Below are 19,827 nucleotides of genomic sequence, written 5' to 3'. Positions count from 1 at the left end.
GTTCAGATAACTCGTTTCCGCTCGACTTGCATGTGTTAGGCCTGCCGCCAGCGTTCAATCTGAGCCATGATCAAACTCTTCAATTTAAGATTTTGTTCGGCTCAATGAATACTGAACATTACATAAAGTAATGTTTGAATTGACTGTGCTGAATCTTTCGATTCAATGGTCACTTCGTTTCATTGAAACCTAATTTGAAGCCGAAGCTTCTAGTTGGATTATCATCAACGAGTGCCCACACAGATTGATAGGTTCTTATTTTTAAAGAGCACACTCTGAAGTTCTCTTCAAAGTGGACGGCCATTTTAGCGAGATAACTTATCGTGTCAAACACTTTTTTAAGTTATTTCTCTGTGAGTTACTTTCGAACTCACTGACCTTGTTATCTCGACTTCGCTTTGTTTGCTTTCCCGTGACAACGGAGGCGCATTATAGGGAGTTCGTTTAGGAACACAAGCCTATTTTTCAAAAAAACTTATCTTTTTGGTTCGTTCGTATAGAAAACAATCAAAACCCGATAAAAGTGCATCAAAAAGGGGGCTACCGCCCCCTAAACCTTGAACTTCGTCTCACTTTTCACTGCATTAGTGAAATTACTGGTGAGCGATAATTTGGTCGTTGTTCACAATCAGCTGTACTTTCTTATCTGGTAATATTTGACCAGCTAAGATTGATTTCGCTAGTGGGTTTTCAACATTTTGTTGAATGGCACGTTTTAAAGGACGCGCACCATAGACAGGGTCGAAACCAACTTGAGCAATCAAATCGAGTGCTTTCTCGGACACCTCTAACTGATAACCTTTTTCTTCAAGGCGTTTCGCTAGACGATCTAGCTGAATAGAGGCAATCGACTTAATGTGCTCTTGACCAAGCGGGTGGAATACCACACTTTCATCAACACGGTTTAAGAACTCTGGGCGGAAGTGCTTGCTAACCACATCCATTACTTCATTCTTAATACCTTGGTAATCCAACGTCGCAAAGTTCTCCTGGATACGAGCAGAACCCAAGTTCGAAGTCATGATCACTACAGTGTTACGGAAATCCACCGTTCTACCCTGACCATCAGTTAGCCGACCATCATCCAATACTTGCAGCAGAATATTGAACACATCTGGGTGTGCCTTCTCTACTTCATCTAATAGGATGACAGAATAAGGTTTACGGCGAACTGCTTCTGTTAAATAGCCACCTTCTTCATAGCCAACATAACCCGGAGGCGCACCAACCAATCTCGCCACAGAGTGTTTCTCCATGAACTCGGACATATCGATGCGTACCATGGCATCTTCACTATCAAACATGAAGCTCGCGAGTGTCTTACATAGTTCTGTTTTACCCACACCTGTTGGACCTAAGAATAAGAAGGAACCAATCGGTTTGTTTGGATCGGATAAGCCAGCTCGACTACGACGAATTGCGTTAGACACCACTTCAACCGCTTCTGCCTGACCAATCACACGTTTGTGCAGTACCTCTTCCATGCGGAGCAGTTTTTCTTTTTCTGCTTCGAGCATTTTAGAGACCGGAATACCCGTTTGCTTAGAGAGCACTTCTGCAATCTCGTTGTCCGTCACCTTATTCCGCAATAGCGTCATTTCTTGCATTTCAGCTTGAGTAGCAAGATCAAGTTGCTTTTCAAGTTCAGGAATACGGCCGTATTGCAATTCGGACATGCGGTTTAGGTCACCAGCACGGCGTGCAAAGTCCATATCCATACGAGCTTGCTCTAGTTCACCTTTAATATGTTGCGTACCAGAGAGTGCGGCTTTTTCAGCATTCCACACTTCTTCTAGCTCTGCATACTCGCGCTCTTTTTCATTCAATTCTTCATTAAGCACATCCAAGCGCTTTTCACTTGCTTCATCATGCTCGTTGCTCAGCGCTTGCTGCTCGATCTTAAGTTGGATGATTTTACGTTCGAGCTTGTCTAAAGACTCCGGCTTGGAGTCGATCTGTAGACGAATGCTAGAGGCTGCTTCATCAATAAGGTCGATCGCTTTATCGGGTAACTGACGATCCGAAACATAACGATGCGACAAACTTGCGGCTGCTACGATCGCTGGGTCGGTAATTTCTACGTGATGGTGAAGCTCATAGCGCTCTTTCAAACCACGCAGAATGGCAATCGTGTCTTCTACTGTTGGCTCATCCACCAGCACTTTTTGGAAACGACGCTCAAGTGCGGCATCTTTCTCTATATATTGGCGGTATTCATCCAATGTAGTCGCGCCCACACAGTGGAGTTCACCACGAGCCAATGCTGGTTTTAGCATATTACCGGCATCCATAGAGCCCTCGCCCTTACCTGCGCCAACCATAGTATGAAGCTCATCAATAAATAGAATGACGTTACCTTCTTCTTTCGCTAACTCATTCAATACCGATTTCAAACGCTCTTCAAATTCACCACGGTACTTTGCACCTGCAACAAGTGCGCCCATATCTAATGAAAGTACGCGGCGACCACGTAGCCCCTCTGGTACTTCATTATTAATGATGCGCTGAGCCAAGCCCTCTACGATAGCGGTTTTACCCACACCTGGTTCACCGATGATCACTGGGTTGTTCTTGGTACGACGCTGCAATACTTGGATGGTACGGCGGATTTCATCATCACGGCCGATAACAGGATCTAACTTACCCTGCTCTGCGCGTTCTGTTAGGTCTATGGTGAACTTTTCCAATGCTTGGCGTAGTTCTTCCGCGTTCGGGTCATTGACCTTTTGACCACCTCTGATCTTTTCGATCGCTTGGCTGACTTTCTGCTCGGTCAAGCCCATCTCTTTTAATAGCTGACCAAGTGGGCCACGGTCTTCTAATGCTGCAAGCAAAAAGACTTCGGAAGAGATATAGGAGTCCTGACGCTTTTGAGCCACTTTGTCGCATAAATTGAAAACTGTCCCCATAGAGCTAGACAGCTGAACATCACCGCCGATGCCACTTACTTTGGGCAGTCGGTCTAACATTTCGCTCAATTTAGAGCGTAGATGAGTCACGTCAACATCTAACATGGTTAGCAGTGGACGAATTGGGCTACCGTTCTGATCAAGCAATGCCACCATTAGGTGCACAGGTTCGATATATTGATGATCGCGCCCTAACGCTAGTGACTGAGCATCAGAGATAGCGATTTGAAACTTACTTGTGAATCTATCAAGACGCATATCTTTCTTCCTAACCTCAACTTAAGAAAATTCTTTTGACAGTTAGAAAGATGGATACGCAGAGCGGGAATTTCAAGGGAGTGAATTAATAAAGATAGCTTTGCAAAAATGAGGCTATGCATCTCAACGCTTTTGCGTTGTAGTGATCAGTCTTCAATCCAAATAAAAGTGGCTTGTCGACCTGTCACACCATCACGGCGGTAGGAATAAAAGTCTTCTTTGTCTTGGAAAGTACACAGGCCTGAATCGAATACCTGAGTAATGCCAAATTTATTGAGACGCTGAGTTGCAAGCTTGGACATATCCGCCAGCCACTTCCCTTCAGCCTCACGAGGGGTAAATGCTTGATGGGCTTGTGAGTCGAAATCCACAAAGGCTTGCAGGACATCTTCGCCGACTTCAAATGCTTGAGGACCAATAGCAGGACCAAGCCACGCCATAACTTCACCAGAAAACAACTCGAGGGCGTTTTCAACGATACCATTTGCTAAGCCGCGCCAACCAGCATGAACGGCCGCAACTTGGGTGCCTTGCGTATTGGTTAATAAAACTGGCAAGCAGTCCGCTGTCATCGCTGAACAAACAACCTGACTTGAAGAAGTAAACACACCATCCGCATCGAGTACTTGCGTTGTTGGCTCACTAACTTGAGCAACCACTGTAGAATGGGTTTGGTTCAACCAGATTGGCGCACTAGGCATCTTTGCTTGTTGCGCCAACCAGTCACGGTTCTTTTCTACGATGGACAAGTCATCCCCAACATGAGCACCAAGGTTAAGCCCTTGATAAGGCACAGTCGAAAAGCCTCCGACTCTGGTAGAGGCGAAAGCTTTAACGTTTTTTGGTGCTGGCCAGTTAGGGAGTATCGTCTTCATATTAGAACTCGTCAGGCAGACCGAACTCTTCTGTATCTTTACGTAGCGCTTCTGTCATTTCTACCATGTCATCCGGTACTGGAGCGTGAAACTCTAGCTCTTCACCAGTAACAGGATGGTCGAAACGCAGCATTACCGCGTGCAGTGCTTGGCGGTCAAAACCACGGATCATTTCCGTTAGTTCTTCTGAAGCGCCTGTTGGGATACGAGCACGGCCACCGTATGCAGTATCACCTAGTAGCGGATGCTGTAGGTAAGACATATGAACACGGATTTGGTGCGTACGACCGGTTTCTAGGCGAAGACGAATACGCGTGTGTTCACGGAAGTGCTCCGCAACACGGTAGTGCGTTACCGCAGGTTTACCCATTGGAGCAACCGCCATTAGCGTACGTTTAGTAGAGTGACGACCAATTGGTTTATCCACTTTACCGCCCGCCGTCATACGACCGATTGCAATCGCTTCGTACTCACGAGTGATGTTACGTTTTTGCAGCGCGCGTACTAGACGAGTTTGTGCCGGAACAGTTTTCGCGACCACCATTAGACCTGTAGTGTCCTTATCCAAACGGTGCACGATACCTGCACGAGGTACTTCTGCGATATCTGGGTAGTGATGCAGCAATGCGTTTAGTACTGTGCCGTCTGGCGTACCCGCGCCAGGGTGTACTACAAAATCACGAGGCTTGTTGATTACGATGATGTCTTCATCTTCGTAGACGATATCTAGCGGGATATCTTGTGCTTCCCAGCGTTCTTCATCTTCCAGCTCGGCTTGCAAGGTAATTTCCTCGCCACCCATTACTCTGGTGCGAGGTTTAGTGACAACTTCACCATTCACTTGTACTTTCCCTGCAAGCAACCACTCTTTCAAGCGAGAGCGAGAGAAGTCCGCGAATAATTCGGCGATAGCTTGGTCTAAACGTTGACCTAATTGGCTATCTTTTACGGTGTTGGTTAAAACAATCTGCTGAGCCATATCGAACTTTTTTAAAAACTGTGAGACTAATGCTCACGACTGTGGAAAAATAGACTATTACGTCATTGTATCTGTTACTGGAAAGAAAGTAACGGCAGCTTAAGAAATATTTAGATTCAAGGAACAGACTCCTGATATGAAACATCAGACTTTAACAGGCCTTTTAGCGGTATCCCTTCTGTTTGGCTGTGCAAGCAAAGAAGAAATCGTTCCTGATGTGCCACCTTCTGAACTGTATGCAGACGCGCAAACTTCTCTGCAAAGCGGTAACTGGCTTTCTGCCATCGAAAAACTAGAAGCTTTGGATTCGCGTTACCCGTTTGGTGCCTACTCTGAGCAGGTACAACTTGATCTTATCTACGCGTACTACAAAAACGATGACCTAGCATTAGGTCTGGCAACGATCTCTCGCTTTATGCGTTTGAACCCAACTCACGAAAAAATGGACTGGGTTTTGTACATGCGTGGTTTGAGCCACATGGCGCAAGACCGTAACTTCATGCATGACTTGTTCAATGTTGATCGTAGTGACCGTGATCCGGAACCAGTGAAGAAAGCATTTGATGACTTCAAAAAACTGCTAGAGCGTTACCCAAACAGTCCATATGCGGAAGATTCACAGAAACGTATGGTGGCGCTAAAGAACCGTCTTGCAAACTACGATCTAGCGACGGCAGACTTCTACTTGCGTCGTGAAGCTTGGATTGCAGCGATCAACCGTTCTCAAGAGCTTCAAAAAGCGTTCCCTGATACAGAAGCGGCGCGCAAATCACTTGAGATTCAGTTAGAAGCCTACAAGCAATTGAAACTGGATGACGCAGTTGCAAGAACGGAAGAGCTTATCAAGCTTAACCCAGCAAACTAATCCTAAACCGCCACAGCCCAAACTGTGGCGGTTTTGTTTTCAACCCTCATCAATTTTGTCTTATCCTTTCTCGTTACCACATTCACTTACTTGATGGTTTTTTAAGCAACACATATGCTTAAAGTTCTCCTCCACCATTAACATGGATGTGAACGTGACCCTATCAAAGCTATGGGCGGGACTGTTGGTCCTACTCTCCACTTCGAGTTTTGCGCTCGAACTGTCCCCTCTCAGACAACCTCCTTACACCGGCGATCTCGACATTATTAAAGAGAAAAATGTTCTGCGAGTTTTGGTGTCTGCCGATCTTGGTTTCTATTACATCGAAGGTGGGGAGCCAAAAGGCATTGGTGCAGAGTTACTGGCTCATTTCGAAAAAGATCTTCGTAAACTCAAACCTAAAATCAATATTCAAATCATTCCCGTTTCTAGAGATCAGCTACTTCCCTCACTAGAACAAGGCTTAGGGGATTTAGTCGTCGCTAACCTCACTATCACCGATGCGCGTAAGAAATCGGTTAGCTTCAGCGATCCTGTTATAACTGGAATTCAAGAATGGGTGGTCACCGATAAAAACACACCAGCAATGACCAAGATTGAACAACTGAGTGGTAAGGAGATTTGGGTTCGTGCTAGCTCAAGCTATTTTGAGAGCATTCAAGCCTTAAATAAAAAGCTCAACAAGAAAGGCTTGCCTCCAGTTGTGGTGCATTTTATCGAAGAAACACTACAAGATTACGAATTGGTGGGGATGTTAAACAATGGCTACGTCAAAGCCATCGTACTGGATAGTCACAAAGCCAAGCTGTGGATGAACTTTATGGGTGGCATCCGTGCGCACACCAAGATTCCTATTCGCAAAGGCGGCGAGATCGCTTGGGCCATGCGCCACGACAGTCCTGAGTTAATGAAAGTTGTAAATAAGTTCATTCGCACCGCCAAATCCGGAACCTTACTTGGCAACGTCATTTACGGTAAATACATCGACAATACCAATTGGCTCAATAAAGCGCTCAACCCAAAAAAGATTGCTCAACTTGAAAAACTCTCTTCTTTATTTTCTAAGTATGGGGAGAAATATGATTTCGATTATCTGCTCATTGCAGCGGTAGCGTATCAAGAGTCTGGGTTCGACAACAACTTAGCTTCCAGTCGTGGAGCAGTCGGCATCATGCAGATCTTACCAAGTACAGCGAGTGACCCTAATGTAAACATCAAAAACATTCGTAACTTAGAAAATAATGTTCATGCGGGCGTAAAATACATGGCGTTTCTACGTCGCTATTACTTCAGTGATGATGCCATCAGTAAAGAGAATAAGCTCTACTTAACGTTAGCGGCATACAATGCGGGGCCAGGAAATATAGAGAGAATGCGTAAGCGAGCGGCTCAACAAGGTTACGATCCGGATGTCTGGTTCAATAATGTGGAAGTGGTTACGCGACGAAGTTTAGGAGAAACCGTTAGGTACGTGACCAATGTGAACCGCTACTACGTGATCTACAAACAGTTAGAAAGCCTTGATCTGGCGAAAACGCTCGACAACGTTCTACTCGTGCCAGATGACCCCGTCTTTATGACTCCGTTACGAAGAGTCAGTCAAACGCCCTAAGTAACAAACCTCAAGCCAAAAAACCAAAAACGCCGCTCAAAGCATGAGCGGCGTTTTTGAATCTAACTTACTGTGCACTTTAAGAGTGATCTGATTCACATATTTGTTCTGGTTAATTTTTGACTAACTAGAATTACAGGCCGTATAACTCCCCTAAAAACGGGTTAGTTTTCAGCTCAGTACTCTATCCAATCTAATGATTTCGAATCCGATAACAAGCAATTTTCACATAAATCTGAGGAGATCTTGAGTGAGATCACATTCATTTTTCATCTCGAAAAACCCAATTAAAAATGTGATTTAGATCACATTCTTTTCTCCTCAAAGCGGTAATCTGAATTCAACCCATGAGGGATGACACAGAGGAAAAACATTTATGACAATGAACATCACTGGTAAAAACATCGAAATCACCTCTGCAATCCGTGCTCATATTGAGAGCAAATTTAAAAAGCTGGAGAAATGGCAGGTAGACATCATCGGATGCCAAGCAACTTTCAGTGAGGAACCAAATAAACAGAAGAAATTCGAAGCCATTATTAAAGTTCCTAAAGGCCAGCTAATCGCCTCAGCAACTCACGAAGATCTTTACGCAGCTATCAATGAAGTGGAGCAAAAACTAGAACGACAACTGAATAAGCTGACCCACAAACCAGAAGCTCGACGTGCAAGTAAGCCTGAGCTAGTGGAAGAAGAAGAGTAAACGCCCCAGATTGAGGAAGTAGCGCCGAAAGGCGCTATTTTTTTGCTTGACGCTCCCCGCCTGCTTGCTTATTGTGTTTAAACACTCACAAATTAAGCACTATTTATGCATTCAACAAACCTGTTTCTTTTTGACTTCTTTTTCCTTCCATAGTTGGAGGGGCTAACTCGTTTGTGAAAGAAAAGTCAAAAACAAACAGAAAGCCTCCCACATCGGGGGGCTTTTTTTATAAGGAAAGAATTGATGACTGACCAACCTATTTCCCTGGAAGAAATTCGTTTACGTTTGAATGAGCTCGATGACGAGCTTTTGAGCCTATTATCTGAGCGCCGCAAACTCAGTATTGAAGTAGCAAAAAGCAAAGTTCAAACTTCGAAACCTGTTCGTGATGCAGTCCGTGAGCAACAACTTCTGGTAAAACTGATCACCAACGGCCGTGATAAATACGAACTCGATGCTCAGTACATCACCAAACTTTTCCACACCATTATTGAAGATTCTGTCCTTCTTCAACAAAGCTACCTACAAAACCTCGTTAATCCACTGCAAAGCCGTAAACCTCTTGCTCGCGTTGCTTTCCTTGGTGCCAAGGGCTCTTATTCGCACCTTGCTAGCCGCGAATACTTCAGCCGCAAGAACACAGAGCTAATTGAACTTAACTGTGAACACTTCAAAGAAGTAACTCAGACCGTCGAATCTGGTCATGCTGATTATGGTGTTCTGCCAATTGAAAACACCAGTTCAGGCTCTATCAATGAGGTCTACGACCTACTGCAACACACGACGCTGTACATCGTTGGTGAATTAACTCAACCGATTGAGCATTGTCTCGTAGCGACTAAAGACATTCGTCTTGAAAACATCAAAACACTTTACTCTCATCCACAACCACACCAGCAATGCAGCGAGTTTTTAAGCCGTATGAAAGGTGTGAAGTTAGAGTCTTGTGCAAGTACTGCAGATGCGATGCAAAAGGTACAAGAGCTTAATCGTGATGACGTAGCAGCAATCGGCAATGCTTCAAGCGGTAAGCTTTACGGCTTGCAAGCGATTCAAGGCAACATCGCAAACCAAACTGAAAACCATACTCGTTTTATCGTCGTTGCTCGTAAACCGGTTGAGGTATCCACGCAGATTCCAGCTAAGACAACCCTGATCATGTCGACGTCACAAGAAGCAGGCTCACTGGTTCAAACACTATTGGTTATTCAGCGTTACGGCATCAATATGACCAAGCTAGAGTCGCGTCCAATCATGGGGAATCCATGGGAAGAAATGTTCTACGTTGATCTCGAATCCCACCTTGGTTCTAACGAGATGCAACAAGCGATTGATGAGCTAACAAAAATCACTAAGCACTTGAAAGTACTGGGTTGCTATCCAAGTGAGAACGTTAAGCCGACTCAAGTAAAACTAAGCTAATGGACTATTGTAAGTAAAAAGAACATGGTAGGTAAAAAGATCATGGCAACCCAAAAGGTCGTTATCGCGTCCCTAAACCCAGCAAAAATCAAAGCGGTAGAGAGCGCTTTTCAAAGTGCTTTCTCAGAGCAAAGTTTTGAGTTTGTTGGTGTCAGCGTTCCAAGTGAAGTCGCAGATCAACCGATGTCGAATGAAGAAACTCATCTCGGCGCATTGAACCGAGTCCGTAACGCAAAAACAGAAATGCCGAAGGCGGATTTCTACGTAGGTTTAGAAGCAGGGATTGAAGGAAAAGTCACTTTTGCTTGGATGGTGATTGAGTCCGACACACATCGTGGGGAATCACGCTCTGCAAGCCTGATGTTGCCACCTGAGGTATTACAAAAGCTGGAACACGCCAATGAGCTTGGGGACGTGATGGATGATGTGTTTGGTACCGATAATATCAAACAGAAAGGTGGTGCAATTGGTTTGCTGACTCAAAACCAACTAACGCGCAGTTCGGTCTACCATCAAGCTTTAATTCTGGCGTTGATTCCGTTTACCAATCCAGAGCATTTTCCGGCTAACCTATAGCAGTAGGGCGCTTGTTAAGGGTATTGCAGCTCATAAGCGTGAAAAATACATATTAAAAAGGGCGGTAATTCCGCCCTTTTTGCTGTCTGTAACTCAGAGAGTTCGACCCAAAGATTATTGGGCACCCTGCTCTAATAATGTCTTGAGTTTGTCTTTGTCCGTATCCGACTTCGACTTTAACTCATTCGAACCACGAGTGATGGTGGCAATACCCACTCCAAGCATTTGACTGATTTGGCGCTGAGAAAGCTCGCCCTTGAGCAGTTCATTCAGAATGTTGACGCGTGCAGTAAGCGACTCTCTCTCATCTGGCGTCATCAACATGGTTAACAACATCTCATGTTGCTGGTTATCCACGCTAGAACGGATCAGTTCGACAATCTGTTGCCAGTCTTTGTACTCAGGTTCGTGTGACATCAAGTTACCTCACTCAATACTTGGTATTGATCTCATTTGGGGTCAAGAACGAACCGTCTACACCTAAAAGGTCACGGTAGTATGTCTCAAACATCAAAATGTTCTGCACATAACCACGCGTCTCTTTAAATGAAATCGCTTCAATAAAGGAATAAGCGTCGACTTTTCCTTGAGTTCGCTCTCGCCACATTTTTACTCGGTTAGGTCCTGCATTATAAGCAGCGAGCGCGAAAATACGATTATTATCGTAATCCTCCATCAAACCTTGTAAGTAGTGACTGCCAATCTCAATGTTCTTACCCACGTTATAAAGGTCTTGTGTCCCTTGATACTTGAGCTTGTGCTTGTTCGCCGTGTACTTCGCAGTCGCTGGCATAATTTGCATTAGACCACGAGCCCCCACTGGAGAACGCGCTTCCGAGTCCAAAGCACTTTCTTGTCGTGCTAACGACATCATCGTAATTGGATCGATGTTGTGCTTCTCAGCATAGAAGTTGAACCACCAGCGATGCGCTACTGGGAATCGCAACGGGATGTTATCCCACATTTGTGCTTCGATACTCGCGATAACAGTAAGATTGTGCCAACGCTTAGATGCTGCATATGCTGCTAGCTGAGCTTTCTCATCTTTACCGACACTGCGGAGTAAGTGCGCCCATTCGCTCTTTGCTGCCGCAATCTTATCAGTTTCAATCAACTCATGGATTCGGGCCAACGACTTTTGGTACGGCTGTATAACTTTCTTGTCTAGCTTAACCGAGCTTGATGGGTACTTGATTGATTGACCTATCGCATTGGCAGCAGCGACGCTGTAAAAGTTACGCTGGCCAACCAGTTTTGCTAAACGTTGCTTACCTGCGACTTCATTACCAAGCGCAATCTCACTACGTCCTAGCCAGTATTGCCACCGAAGAGTCGCTTGCTCTTGCTCATTCAGTACCGCAATCCACTTCTGTACCCCTTTCCAATCGCCATTTTGAATCGACAAACGAATGCGGCTTTCAATCAGAGGCAGATCTTGGCTGGTTTTGGTTTTGTCATCACGCCACTGAGCAAGTGAATCTGACTCAGTACGAATCAAACGAATCGCAATGTAATCGGCTAATGCTTGCGCTTTTTCTGATGAGAACTTTTGTCCTTTCACTACCGCCGCATAAGCCTCTTGTGCCTGCTTGGTGTTCTTACGTGCAAGTTTCTCGAGTGCATATTCACTCTGAGCGCGATTGAAATCATTCGCAGGTTGCTTCTCGGCAAATGCAGCGACCGTTTCTGGCTTATCAAACAACGCTTTCATTGCTTTAGCTTGTTGCTTCGCTTTAGCCGATTCAGGCAGTTTTTGTAGGTAGCTCATCAAGCCACCATTGCGCGCATCAAACGCCAACAACATGCGTTGCAGAATCAATTCATCGGTACGCTCCCCCGCTTTGTCCCAAGCGGAGAACAACGGATCACACTCGTCGGCGATGCTCTTTCCACGCAACCACATATGCTCAGCGCCTTTAAATGCGGCGACTTGCTTACCTTGTTTTAATTGAGCAACGTAGAAAATACATTGGTAACGCTCGCCACTTGGCTCCACTTTCTGGAACTCGGTAATGGTTTTCCAATCTTTCTGACGATAAAGGTTATCTAAGTAAGGGGCGCGAATTCGACGTGAGAATGGAAAAGCCTCGTGGTCACTAATAAATTCGTCTACCTGTTGTGGAGACTTACTCGATAATTGCCTCAGAAACACCCGATAATCCACATAAGGGGTGAGTGGATAACTGGCGATTTTAGAACGGATAGACAAATAGCCATCGATGTCATTCTTGTCTAATAAATCTTGAGCTTGTTCATAAACTTGGCGCTGTTTTTCTAGGCTCAGCGCAGCGTTTGCTGACACACTTACCGCACATAAAGCGGCTGCGTAGCATACTCTTTTAGCCAATTCCGATACGTTGAATCTCATGTGCGTCATTTTCCCCAGACGTTTCTCACTTCATTTCTCACCACTGGTGAATACAGGCGTGGCAAGTCATAAAGCATATGCATCTATTTACACCGTATTAAGTTCTTATTGTAAAGCGACTTGATGTAATAAATGTTGTACTCGTAAAACTTTAGAACCCTTTAAGGCAAATAGATTCCCGACAATTCATCCATCCTGATGAACAGTCAGTGTTTGCATTTAAGGTGAACAAGAAAAGTGTATACCCTAAAGTTGTGAGTTTCCGGTCAGCGATGAAGAAGAAATCACACGAGATGCTAATTTCTTGCAATCCGGTAACAAAACTCAAGGAGTTGGTATAAAATAGACGCTTTGAATGACAGTTAATTTAGGAACGATCGGCAATGGCTGAATACGTATATACCATGTCGCGGGTGAGCAAAATCGTGCCACCTAAGCGTCAAATTCTTAAAGACATCTCTCTAAGCTTCTTCCCAGGTGCAAAAATCGGTGTTCTAGGTCTGAACGGTGCGGGTAAATCAACTCTGCTACGTATCATGGCGGGTATCGATACTGATATCGATGGTGAAGCGCGTCCACAACCTGGCCTAAACGTAGGTTACCTACCTCAGGAGCCAGTACTAGACGAATCAAAAACGGTTCGTGAAATCGTTGAAGAAGCCGTTGCAGATGTTGCTGGCGCACTTAAGCGCTTGGATGCGGTATACGCTGCGTATGCAGAACCAGATGCAGACTTCGATGCACTAGCAAAAGAACAGGGTGAACTAGAAGCGCTAATCCAAGCGAAAGACGGTCACAACCTAGATAACGCGCTAGAGCGTGCTGCTGATGCACTTCGCCTTCCTGAATGGGATCAAAAGATCCAACACCTATCAGGTGGTGAGCGTCGCCGTGTGGCTATCTGTCGTCTCCTTCTTGAAAAGCCAGACATGCTGCTACTCGACGAACCAACCAACCACTTGGATGCGGAATCTGTTGCATGGCTAGAACGTTTCCTAGTTGATTACACTGGTACTGTAGTTGCGATTACCCACGACCGTTACTTCCTAGATAACGCAGCGGGTTGGATCCTAGAACTTGACCGTGGTGAAGGTATTCCATGGGAAGGTAACTACACGTCTTGGCTAGAGCAAAAAGATGCACGTCTACAACAAGAAGCGTCGCAAGAAAAAGCTCGTCAAAAGACCATCGAGAAAGAACTTGAATGGGTTCGTCAAAACCCTAAAGGTCGTCAGGCGAAATCTAAAGCACGTATGGCGCGCTTTGAGGAGCTACAAAACACTGACCACCAAAAACGTAACGAAACCAACGAACTGTTCATCCCGCCAGGTGAGCGTCTAGGTGATAAGGTAATCGAAGTGAACAACCTGACTAAGTCATTCGACGGTCGTGTTCTTATCGATGACCTATCGTTCAGCATGCCTAAGGGTGCAATCGTGGGCATCATCGGTGCCAACGGTGCAGGTAAATCGACTCTATTCAAGATACTGAGCGGCACTGAGCAACCAGACTCAGGTACGATTGAGCTAGGTGAAACAGTGAAATTGGCGTCTGTTGAGCAGTTCCGTGACTCAATGAACGACAAGAACACGGTATTCCAAGAGATTTCTGAAGGCGCTGACATCATCAAGATCAACAACTTCGAAATCCCTGCGCGTGCTTACTGTTCTCGCTTTAACTTTAAAGGCTCTGATCAACAGAAAGTTATCGGCGAGCTTTCTGGTGGTGAGCGTAACCGTGTACACCTTGCTAAGCTGCTTAAAGCTGGTGGTAACGTACTGCTACTCGATGAGCCAACCAACGACCTTGACGTTGAAACACTACGTGCACTAGAAGAAGCACTACTAGAGTTCCCTGGCTGTGCAATGGTTATCTCGCACGACCGTTGGTTCCTAGACCGTATTGCAACGCACATCATCGACTACCGCGATGAAGGCCAAGTTAACTTCTACGAAGGTAACTACAACGAGTACATGGAATGGCTGAAGAAGACCCTTGGTCCTGAAGCAGCTGAACCACACCGCATCAAATACAAGCGCGTATCGAAGTAATTTCGGTTATAAGATGAGTGTGCGGTATATCACCCTACGCTCACCTTTGCTTGTAATTCGTACAAAGGTCGCTATCATAGCGGCCTTTGTTGTATGTGTTGCATAAATAGCTCGAAGTACCTCTCAAGTAGGTCAAGAGCATGACCATTAGCCAACCCAACTCTGTAGCTATCTCGACATTTTAAGAACAAAAATCGAACAAATTTTGTACTATTTGATATAATCTTTCACTTGTTTGAATACTTTACGAGAAAGCTCTATGACGGAGAGACGACGCTTTTCACGCATCATCTACCAAGTACCTGCTCTAATTGAGCAAGGAGACTTGGCAATGCAAGCTACGATTCAAGACCTTTCATTGCATGGCTTGTTATTAAAAGTTGAAGATGCAAAACCGTTGGATTCATTACTTCCGGTAGAAGTGGGGTTCTCATTTATCCAATCAGAACAGATGATGCAGCTAAGTGCTGGTATCGTTTCGATTGCAGGCAATGAGATTCGGCTAAAGATAAGCAACATAGACATCGAAAGTATTAGCCAACTAAAACGATTTATAGAATTGAATGTAGGCAATAACGAGCTTCTGAATCGAGAGTTAGAGCATCTTTCCGATTTAGGAGAAAAATAAATTGAGCGCCTACTTTAGTAACAATAACCATGTCTAAAAAAATCATCATGCAGATCCCGACAAAAGACGGGAATCAGCAGTTTCATTTGGGTCGCCTTTCGATCCTAACCATCTGTGCATCCGTTGTTGCATTGCCCGCTGTCGTCGGCGGCGCATGGTATCTGAACCAAAAGCAAGTTCATGATACGCAAACCCTTAGTCAGACCATCGCTAAGCTTGAAAGTGAAAAAGCAGAGATCACTGCGCTTTACGAAGAACAATTGGATACCAACCACTCACTGTCTCAATCTCTGACGGACAAAAACAACCAGATTCAACTGCTAGGCAAGCGTGTATTCGACGTGGAATCTGTATTGGGTCTTGCTGATGAAGAGTTAGTGGGTGAAGAGAATAACCTCGCGTTAGAGGAACGTATCGATGCTGCCGCTATTGACTCGGCCGTTCGAGCCACCATGTTCCGTTTGATTCCCAACGATAGCCCGATGACTTATCAGCGCATCTCATCGCCATATGGCAGCCGAATTAATCCAATTTCGGGGAAACGTCATGTGCACACTGGCATCGACTTAACCTGTAAGCGTGGCGAAGAGATTCTTGCGCCAGCGGATGGTGTTGTAGAGACCGTACGTCCAAGTAATCGCGGCTACGGCAACTACCTAACGTTACGCCACTCGTTTGGTTTCTCAAGCTCGTTTGCCCACCTCAATAAGTTCAGTGTAAAAAGCGGTGAGTTTGTCAGTAAAGGCGATGTAATTGCGAAATGTGGTAACTCGGGTAACTCAACCGGCCCGCACCTGCATTACGAAGTACGCTTCCTAGGTCGCACATTAAACCCACGTTACCTAATGGACTGGACACCGGAGAACTTCAACTCCGTGTTTGAAAAAGAGAAGATGGTGAAATGGGGCCCATTGGTTCAGTTAATCGACAATGTCGTTCGTCTGCAAATCAATCTAACCAACTCTCCATACCGTGATACCAGCATCAGCACAGTATCAAGTGAAGACAACAGTGGCACATCGACCAACTGATTTTTAAAAGCCTTCAGAATAGAAAAGAGCAGCCCGTGAGCTGCTCTTTTTGTATTTAAAACTGGTACTTATCCACGGTGGATGTTGTCGTTCGCTTGTTTGAGTAGGTTCTGACTCTCATTCATAAATTGCTGCGAGTAATCACCAAACCAGTCACTCACTTGTTCGAAGCTTTCGACAAACTCAGCCTTATCTTTACTGTCTAAAACAGACAACGCTTCACCAAAGCGTTGGTGGAAACGCTTAATCATGTCGATGTTTTCTTGTGATGAAAGAATGATGTCACCGTAGAGGTTTGGATCTTGGCCAAACAAACGCCCTACCATCGCTAATTCCAAGCGGTAAATCGGCGAGCTCAGCTTTAATAGTTGCTCAATGTTCGGATTCTCTTTGCTTAGGTGCATGCCGTAAGCGAAAGAAGTGAAGTGGCGCAGTGCCTGAATCAAAGTCATGCCATGGTCGTGCTCTTGCGCATCGATTTGGCACAAACTTGCACCCCAAATTCCAAACTGTTGCAAGAGCCATTGGTATTGATCGCTACCACGACCGTCACAGTAGACAATCACCTGCTTCGCTAGGCTCGGAACATCTGGGCCAAACATTGGGTGCAAACCAACAACCGGACCTTGGTGCACATTCAACATTGCTTGCAGAGGCTTAGACTTGATAGAAGTCAGGTCACACAGAATGCAGTCTTTTGGCAGGTTACCAAGTTTTTCAATCACACCTTCTGTTAGGTGAATCGGCACAGTAACCACAACCAGGCCCGCACCTTTAAGGATGTCATCCGCGTGATCCCAATCTTTGCTGCCCAGCACCTTTACTTGGTAACCAGAGAGTTTGAACATTCGGCCAAACAGACCACCTAACTGGCCATTACCACCAATAATAACCACTGAGCGCAATTCTGGGTTCAAACACTTAAAACCGGAATCTTTCTCGCTGGCATAAGACTCACGCATGGTTCGACGAAGAATGTCTTCAATCAGCTGTGGAGGAATCCCCATTTTTTCAGCTTCAGCTCGTCGTGACGCCAGCATGGCAGCCTCACGATCTGGGGCGTAAATTGGCAAACCGTGTTCGCTTTTTACTTCACCCACTTTCTCTACTAGTGCTAAACGTTGTGCCAGTAGCTCCAACATTTGCTTGTCGACTGCATCAATTTGATCGCGTAATGCGTTAAGTTCAACTGCCATTGATGTTCCTTAAATAAGTTCCGTTTTAGCCTTTAAGGCGATTCTCTAAGAAAGGCACCAGCTCTTCGTGTGCATGACGTAATAGTGCCTCAGTTGAATCCCAATTGATACATGCGTCAGTGATCGATACGCCGTATTTCATCTCTTCAAGTGCTAGGTCTGAAGATTGGTTACCTTCGTTGATATGACTTTCAATCATCAAGCCGATGATTGACTTGTTACCTTCACGGATTTGGTGAATCACGTCTTCGGCAACCAATGGCTGACGACGGTAATCTTTGCGAGAATTTGCATGGCTACAATCCACCATCAATGAAGCATCAAGGCCAGACTTCGCCATCTCTTGCTCACACTCGTTAACCGATACTGAATCGTAGTTAGCTTGCTTGCCGCCGCGCAGAATCACGTGACCATTCGGGTTACCTTGCGTAGTTAATAGCGCTACTTGGCCCTCACGGTTAATACCCATGAAACGGTGGCTAGAAGAGGCCGCTTGCATCGCGTTAACAGCGGTTGCTAGGCTACCATCCGTACCATTCTTGAAGCCAATCGGCATAGAAAGGCCGCTTGCCATCTCACGGTGTGTTTGTGACTCAGTCGTACGAGCACCGATCGCAGCCCAGCTAAAGGTATCCGCAAGGTATTGCGGGCTGATTGGGTCAAGGGCTTCTGTTGCTAGTGGGATTTCCATCTCAGCCAATTCAACCAGCAGCTCACGACCAACATGCAGACCATGTTCAATGTCGAAGCTGCCATCTAGGTGTGGGTCATTGATCAGGCCTTTCCAACCAACCGTGGTTCGAGGCTTCTCAAAGTAAACACGCATTACAATATACAGTTGGTCGCTTAGTTGTTCAGAAAGAGCTTTTAGACGCTTAGCGTAATCCTTCGCTGCCTCTACGTCATGGATAGAACATGGTCCACATACAACGAGTAGACGATGATCTTTCTTGTGAATGATATCAGCGATGGTTTGACGAGACTCTTGAATAAAACGACGCGCTTTTTCACTTAGAGGAAGCTTCACTTTTAGCTCCTCTGGCGTGATCAGTACTTGTTCTTCGCTGATGTTGATGTTGCTCAATTCACTTCTTTGCATAACCTTGACCTGTATATTTTTGTTTACACCCAACCAATTCCTTGGTGAGACAACTAAGCTTTATCGACAAGATAACAGGCTAAAAAAGAATTACAACCGTACACAATAAAAAACATTTAGTGTAAATTTCAATTTACATCAAAGAAAAAGCCGAAGTACAGAGCACTTCGGCCTTAAATGGATGTTTTTGAAAGTTTACGTCTCACCCTGAGCAAGCCATTATTCAGGGGTGAGATGGTTAGCCAATCAATCGCTTCATAGCTTCAGAAGCGTCTTTCCACTCTTGCGAGAGTTTTAGCTCACTTAGAGAAAAGCTTTGCTTCTTCAACAAGGCATCAGCTAGAGGAACAGAAGTAATTGGTAGATTATCCAGCACCTCAACTTGCGCATCGCGCTTATTACAAACCAGCAGCATATCGCAGCCAGCGTTTAATGCTTGTGCGCCACGCTGAGCAGGGCCACCCATGATCGCAGCGCCCTCCATGGTCAAATCATCAGAGAAGATCAAACCTTTAAAACCAAGCTGCTGGCGCAGGATTTGTTTTAGCCAATACTCAGATCCACTTGCTGGTTGGTCATCATAATTTGGGAAAATCACATGAGCAGGCATCATCGCGTCTAAGATGCCAGCATCGATTTGCGCTTTGAAGATCGCCATGTCTTGCTCAAAGATATCGCTACGCTCATCGTATGGTGTCTCTAGGTGTGAATCAGCAATCACACCACCATGACCCGGGAAATGTTTGCCCGTAGTCGCCATACCGACACTCTTCATACCCTGCATATACGCGGTGCTGTGACGTAAAATGGTATCCAGATCTTCACCAAAGGCACGGCTGCCAATCGCTTTACACTGGTGACCTTTATCCAATACCGGCGCGAAGCTTAGGTCGATATCATGAGCAATAAGCTCTGCAGCCATCAACCAACCGCCCACACGTGCCAGTTCTTCACTGTTTTGATGCTTGGCGTATTCGTCTGCCGCAGGAATCAATGAAAAGCCTTCACGAAAACGCTGAACGCGCCCGCCTTCTTGGTCAACACCAATCAAAATCGGACGTTTCGCCGCTTTGCGGATAGATTGGGTAAGAGCTTGAAGCTGCTCACTGTCGTGGTAGTTACGCGTAAATAAAATCAAACCACCAACCGTTGGGTGATCCAAAATTTCTCTGTCTTCTGCAGTCAGTTCATAGCCTGCAACATCAACCCATAACGGTCCCATTTTTTCTCCTCAAAATCGGCTGAATATCTCGTA

The 19,827-nt window shown here is 45.4% G+C and carries 16 protein-coding genes, 1 rRNA gene and 1 other annotated feature; of the genes, 8 read left to right on the top strand and 9 right to left on the bottom strand.

Features of this window, described 5'->3' with window-relative positions; translation table 11 throughout:
- The 4 genes from KIO97_RS01430 to rluD form a co-directional block, all read right to left on the bottom strand.
- Window positions 1-86: ribosomal RNA gene (locus KIO97_RS01430) — 16S ribosomal RNA — on the bottom strand; the annotation flags it as partial.
- A gap of 507 nt (window positions 87-593) precedes the next feature.
- Window positions 594-3,167, bottom strand: coding sequence for an ATP-dependent chaperone ClpB (clpB, locus tag KIO97_RS01425; protein ID WP_045456513.1), 2,574 nt, complete (start codon window positions 3,165-3,167; stop codon window positions 594-596).
- A gap of 146 nt (window positions 3,168-3,313) precedes the next feature.
- Window positions 3,314-4,042, bottom strand: coding sequence for a peptidoglycan editing factor PgeF (gene pgeF / locus KIO97_RS01420; RefSeq protein ID WP_285380616.1), 729 nt, complete (start codon window positions 4,040-4,042; stop codon window positions 3,314-3,316).
- A gap of 1 nt (window position 4,043) precedes the next feature.
- Window positions 4,044-5,021 carry a 23S rRNA pseudouridine(1911/1915/1917) synthase RluD gene (rluD, locus tag KIO97_RS01415; RefSeq protein WP_005425317.1) on the bottom strand — a complete coding sequence of 326 codons (978 nt, stop codon included), beginning with the start codon at window positions 5,019-5,021 and terminating at the stop codon, window positions 4,044-4,046.
- A 136-nt stretch (window positions 5,022-5,157) separates the two neighbouring features.
- Here rluD and KIO97_RS01410 point away from each other — a divergent pair, with 136 nt between their 5' ends.
- The 5 genes from KIO97_RS01410 (at window position 5,158) to yjjX (ending at window position 10,199) form a co-directional block, all read left to right on the top strand.
- On the top strand, window positions 5,158-5,886 hold the full coding sequence (locus KIO97_RS01410) for an outer membrane protein assembly factor BamD (RefSeq protein ID WP_005425318.1): 729 nt from the start codon (window positions 5,158-5,160) through the stop codon (window positions 5,884-5,886).
- Between the two features lie 142 nt (window positions 5,887-6,028).
- Window positions 6,029-7,498, top strand: coding sequence for a lytic transglycosylase F (locus KIO97_RS01405; protein ID WP_285380614.1), 1,470 nt, complete (start codon window positions 6,029-6,031; stop codon window positions 7,496-7,498).
- A gap of 376 nt (window positions 7,499-7,874) precedes the next feature.
- On the top strand, window positions 7,875-8,201 hold the full coding sequence (hpf, locus tag KIO97_RS01400; RefSeq protein ID WP_005425319.1) for a ribosome hibernation-promoting factor, HPF/YfiA family: 327 nt from the start codon (window positions 7,875-7,877) through the stop codon (window positions 8,199-8,201).
- 108 nt (window positions 8,202-8,309) lie between these two features.
- Window positions 8,310-8,431 (top strand) — a sequence feature (Phe leader region).
- A 13-nt stretch (window positions 8,432-8,444) separates the two neighbouring features.
- Window positions 8,445-9,623 (top strand): prephenate dehydratase, encoded by a 1,179-nt coding sequence (gene pheA, locus KIO97_RS01395; RefSeq protein ID WP_005533293.1) that lies wholly within the window; start codon window positions 8,445-8,447, stop codon window positions 9,621-9,623.
- Window positions 9,624-9,665: 42 nt separating this feature from the next.
- Complete coding sequence (gene yjjX / locus KIO97_RS01390) at window positions 9,666-10,199, top strand: inosine/xanthosine triphosphatase (protein ID WP_043882886.1); 534 nt, start codon at window positions 9,666-9,668, stop codon at window positions 10,197-10,199.
- Between the two features lie 114 nt (window positions 10,200-10,313).
- On the opposite strand, the gene trpR is transcribed toward yjjX, so the two are convergent.
- Together trpR and KIO97_RS01380 are read right to left on the bottom strand one after the other, a co-directional pair.
- On the bottom strand, window positions 10,314-10,616 hold the full coding sequence (gene trpR / locus KIO97_RS01385) for a trp operon repressor (protein WP_005425333.1): 303 nt from the start codon (window positions 10,614-10,616) through the stop codon (window positions 10,314-10,316).
- Between the two features lie 13 nt (window positions 10,617-10,629).
- Entirely contained in the window at window positions 10,630-12,576 is a 1,947-nt protein-coding gene (locus KIO97_RS01380; protein WP_285380611.1) for a transglycosylase SLT domain-containing protein, read from the bottom strand.
- A 374-nt stretch (window positions 12,577-12,950) separates the two neighbouring features.
- Here KIO97_RS01380 and ettA point away from each other — a divergent pair, with 374 nt between their 5' ends.
- The 3 genes from ettA to KIO97_RS01365 all read left to right on the top strand — a co-directional run bounded on the left by ettA (window position 12,951) and on the right by KIO97_RS01365 (window position 16,277).
- A complete protein-coding gene (gene ettA, locus KIO97_RS01375) occupies window positions 12,951-14,618 on the top strand; it encodes an energy-dependent translational throttle protein EttA (RefSeq protein WP_285380609.1) in 1,668 nt (555 codons plus the stop codon).
- A gap of 259 nt (window positions 14,619-14,877) precedes the next feature.
- Complete coding sequence (locus KIO97_RS01370) at window positions 14,878-15,246, top strand: PilZ domain-containing protein (protein ID WP_050906173.1); 369 nt, start codon at window positions 14,878-14,880, stop codon at window positions 15,244-15,246.
- 29 nt (window positions 15,247-15,275) lie between these two features.
- Window positions 15,276-16,277 carry a M23 family metallopeptidase gene (locus KIO97_RS01365; RefSeq protein WP_045379655.1) on the top strand — a complete coding sequence of 334 codons (1,002 nt, stop codon included), beginning with the start codon at window positions 15,276-15,278 and terminating at the stop codon, window positions 16,275-16,277.
- Window positions 16,278-16,345: 68 nt separating this feature from the next.
- Here KIO97_RS01365 and tyrA read toward each other — a convergent pair whose 3' ends face one another.
- The 3 genes from tyrA to nagZ form a co-directional block, all read right to left on the bottom strand.
- Entirely contained in the window at window positions 16,346-17,473 is a 1,128-nt protein-coding gene (gene tyrA / locus KIO97_RS01360) for a bifunctional chorismate mutase/prephenate dehydrogenase (protein WP_050906171.1), read from the bottom strand.
- A gap of 25 nt (window positions 17,474-17,498) precedes the next feature.
- Entirely contained in the window at window positions 17,499-18,572 is a 1,074-nt protein-coding gene (locus KIO97_RS01355; protein WP_285380606.1) for a 3-deoxy-7-phosphoheptulonate synthase, read from the bottom strand.
- Between the two features lie 238 nt (window positions 18,573-18,810).
- Window positions 18,811-19,794, bottom strand: coding sequence for a beta-N-acetylhexosaminidase (nagZ, locus tag KIO97_RS01350; protein ID WP_285380604.1), 984 nt, complete (start codon window positions 19,792-19,794; stop codon window positions 18,811-18,813).
- Window positions 19,795-19,827 lie beyond the last annotated feature (33 nt).

Source organism: Vibrio sp. B181a (assembly GCF_030248375.1).
Classification (GTDB): Bacteria; Pseudomonadota; Gammaproteobacteria; order Enterobacterales; family Vibrionaceae; genus Vibrio; species Vibrio campbellii.
The sequence above is the reverse complement of the archived record's forward strand: the minus strand, read 5'-3'. Positions and strand labels throughout refer to the sequence as shown.

What these genes read in the sequence shown, in the direction of transcription:
- tyrA (WP_050906171.1), bottom strand. Translation starts at nt 17,473, where the DNA reads ATGGCAGTTGAACTTAACGCATTACGCGATCAAATTGATGCAGTCGAC.
- rluD (WP_005425317.1), bottom strand. Translation starts at nt 5,021, where the DNA reads ATGGCTCAGCAGATTGTTTTAACCAACACCGTAAAAGATAGCCAATTA.
- KIO97_RS01365 (WP_045379655.1), top strand. Translation starts at nt 15,276, where the DNA reads ATGTCTAAAAAAATCATCATGCAGATCCCGACAAAAGACGGGAATCAG.
- ettA (WP_285380609.1), top strand. Translation starts at nt 12,951, where the DNA reads ATGGCTGAATACGTATATACCATGTCGCGGGTGAGCAAAATCGTGCCA.
- KIO97_RS01380 (WP_285380611.1), bottom strand. Translation starts at nt 12,576, where the DNA reads ATGACGCACATGAGATTCAACGTATCGGAATTGGCTAAAAGAGTATGC.
- KIO97_RS01355 (WP_285380606.1), bottom strand. Translation starts at nt 18,572, where the DNA reads ATGCAAAGAAGTGAATTGAGCAACATCAACATCAGCGAAGAACAAGTA.
- KIO97_RS01405 (WP_285380614.1), top strand. Translation starts at nt 6,029, where the DNA reads ATGGATGTGAACGTGACCCTATCAAAGCTATGGGCGGGACTGTTGGTC.
- trpR (WP_005425333.1), bottom strand. Translation starts at nt 10,616, where the DNA reads ATGTCACACGAACCTGAGTACAAAGACTGGCAACAGATTGTCGAACTG.
- yjjX (WP_043882886.1), top strand. Translation starts at nt 9,666, where the DNA reads ATGGCAACCCAAAAGGTCGTTATCGCGTCCCTAAACCCAGCAAAAATC.
- nagZ (WP_285380604.1), bottom strand. Translation starts at nt 19,794, where the DNA reads ATGGGACCGTTATGGGTTGATGTTGCAGGCTATGAACTGACTGCAGAA.
- pgeF (WP_285380616.1), bottom strand. Translation starts at nt 4,042, where the DNA reads ATGAAGACGATACTCCCTAACTGGCCAGCACCAAAAAACGTTAAAGCT.
- clpB (WP_045456513.1), bottom strand. Translation starts at nt 3,167, where the DNA reads ATGCGTCTTGATAGATTCACAAGTAAGTTTCAAATCGCTATCTCTGAT.
- KIO97_RS01410 (WP_005425318.1), top strand. Translation starts at nt 5,158, where the DNA reads ATGAAACATCAGACTTTAACAGGCCTTTTAGCGGTATCCCTTCTGTTT.
- KIO97_RS01370 (WP_050906173.1), top strand. Translation starts at nt 14,878, where the DNA reads ATGACGGAGAGACGACGCTTTTCACGCATCATCTACCAAGTACCTGCT.
- hpf (WP_005425319.1), top strand. Translation starts at nt 7,875, where the DNA reads ATGACAATGAACATCACTGGTAAAAACATCGAAATCACCTCTGCAATC.
- pheA (WP_005533293.1), top strand. Translation starts at nt 8,445, where the DNA reads ATGACTGACCAACCTATTTCCCTGGAAGAAATTCGTTTACGTTTGAAT.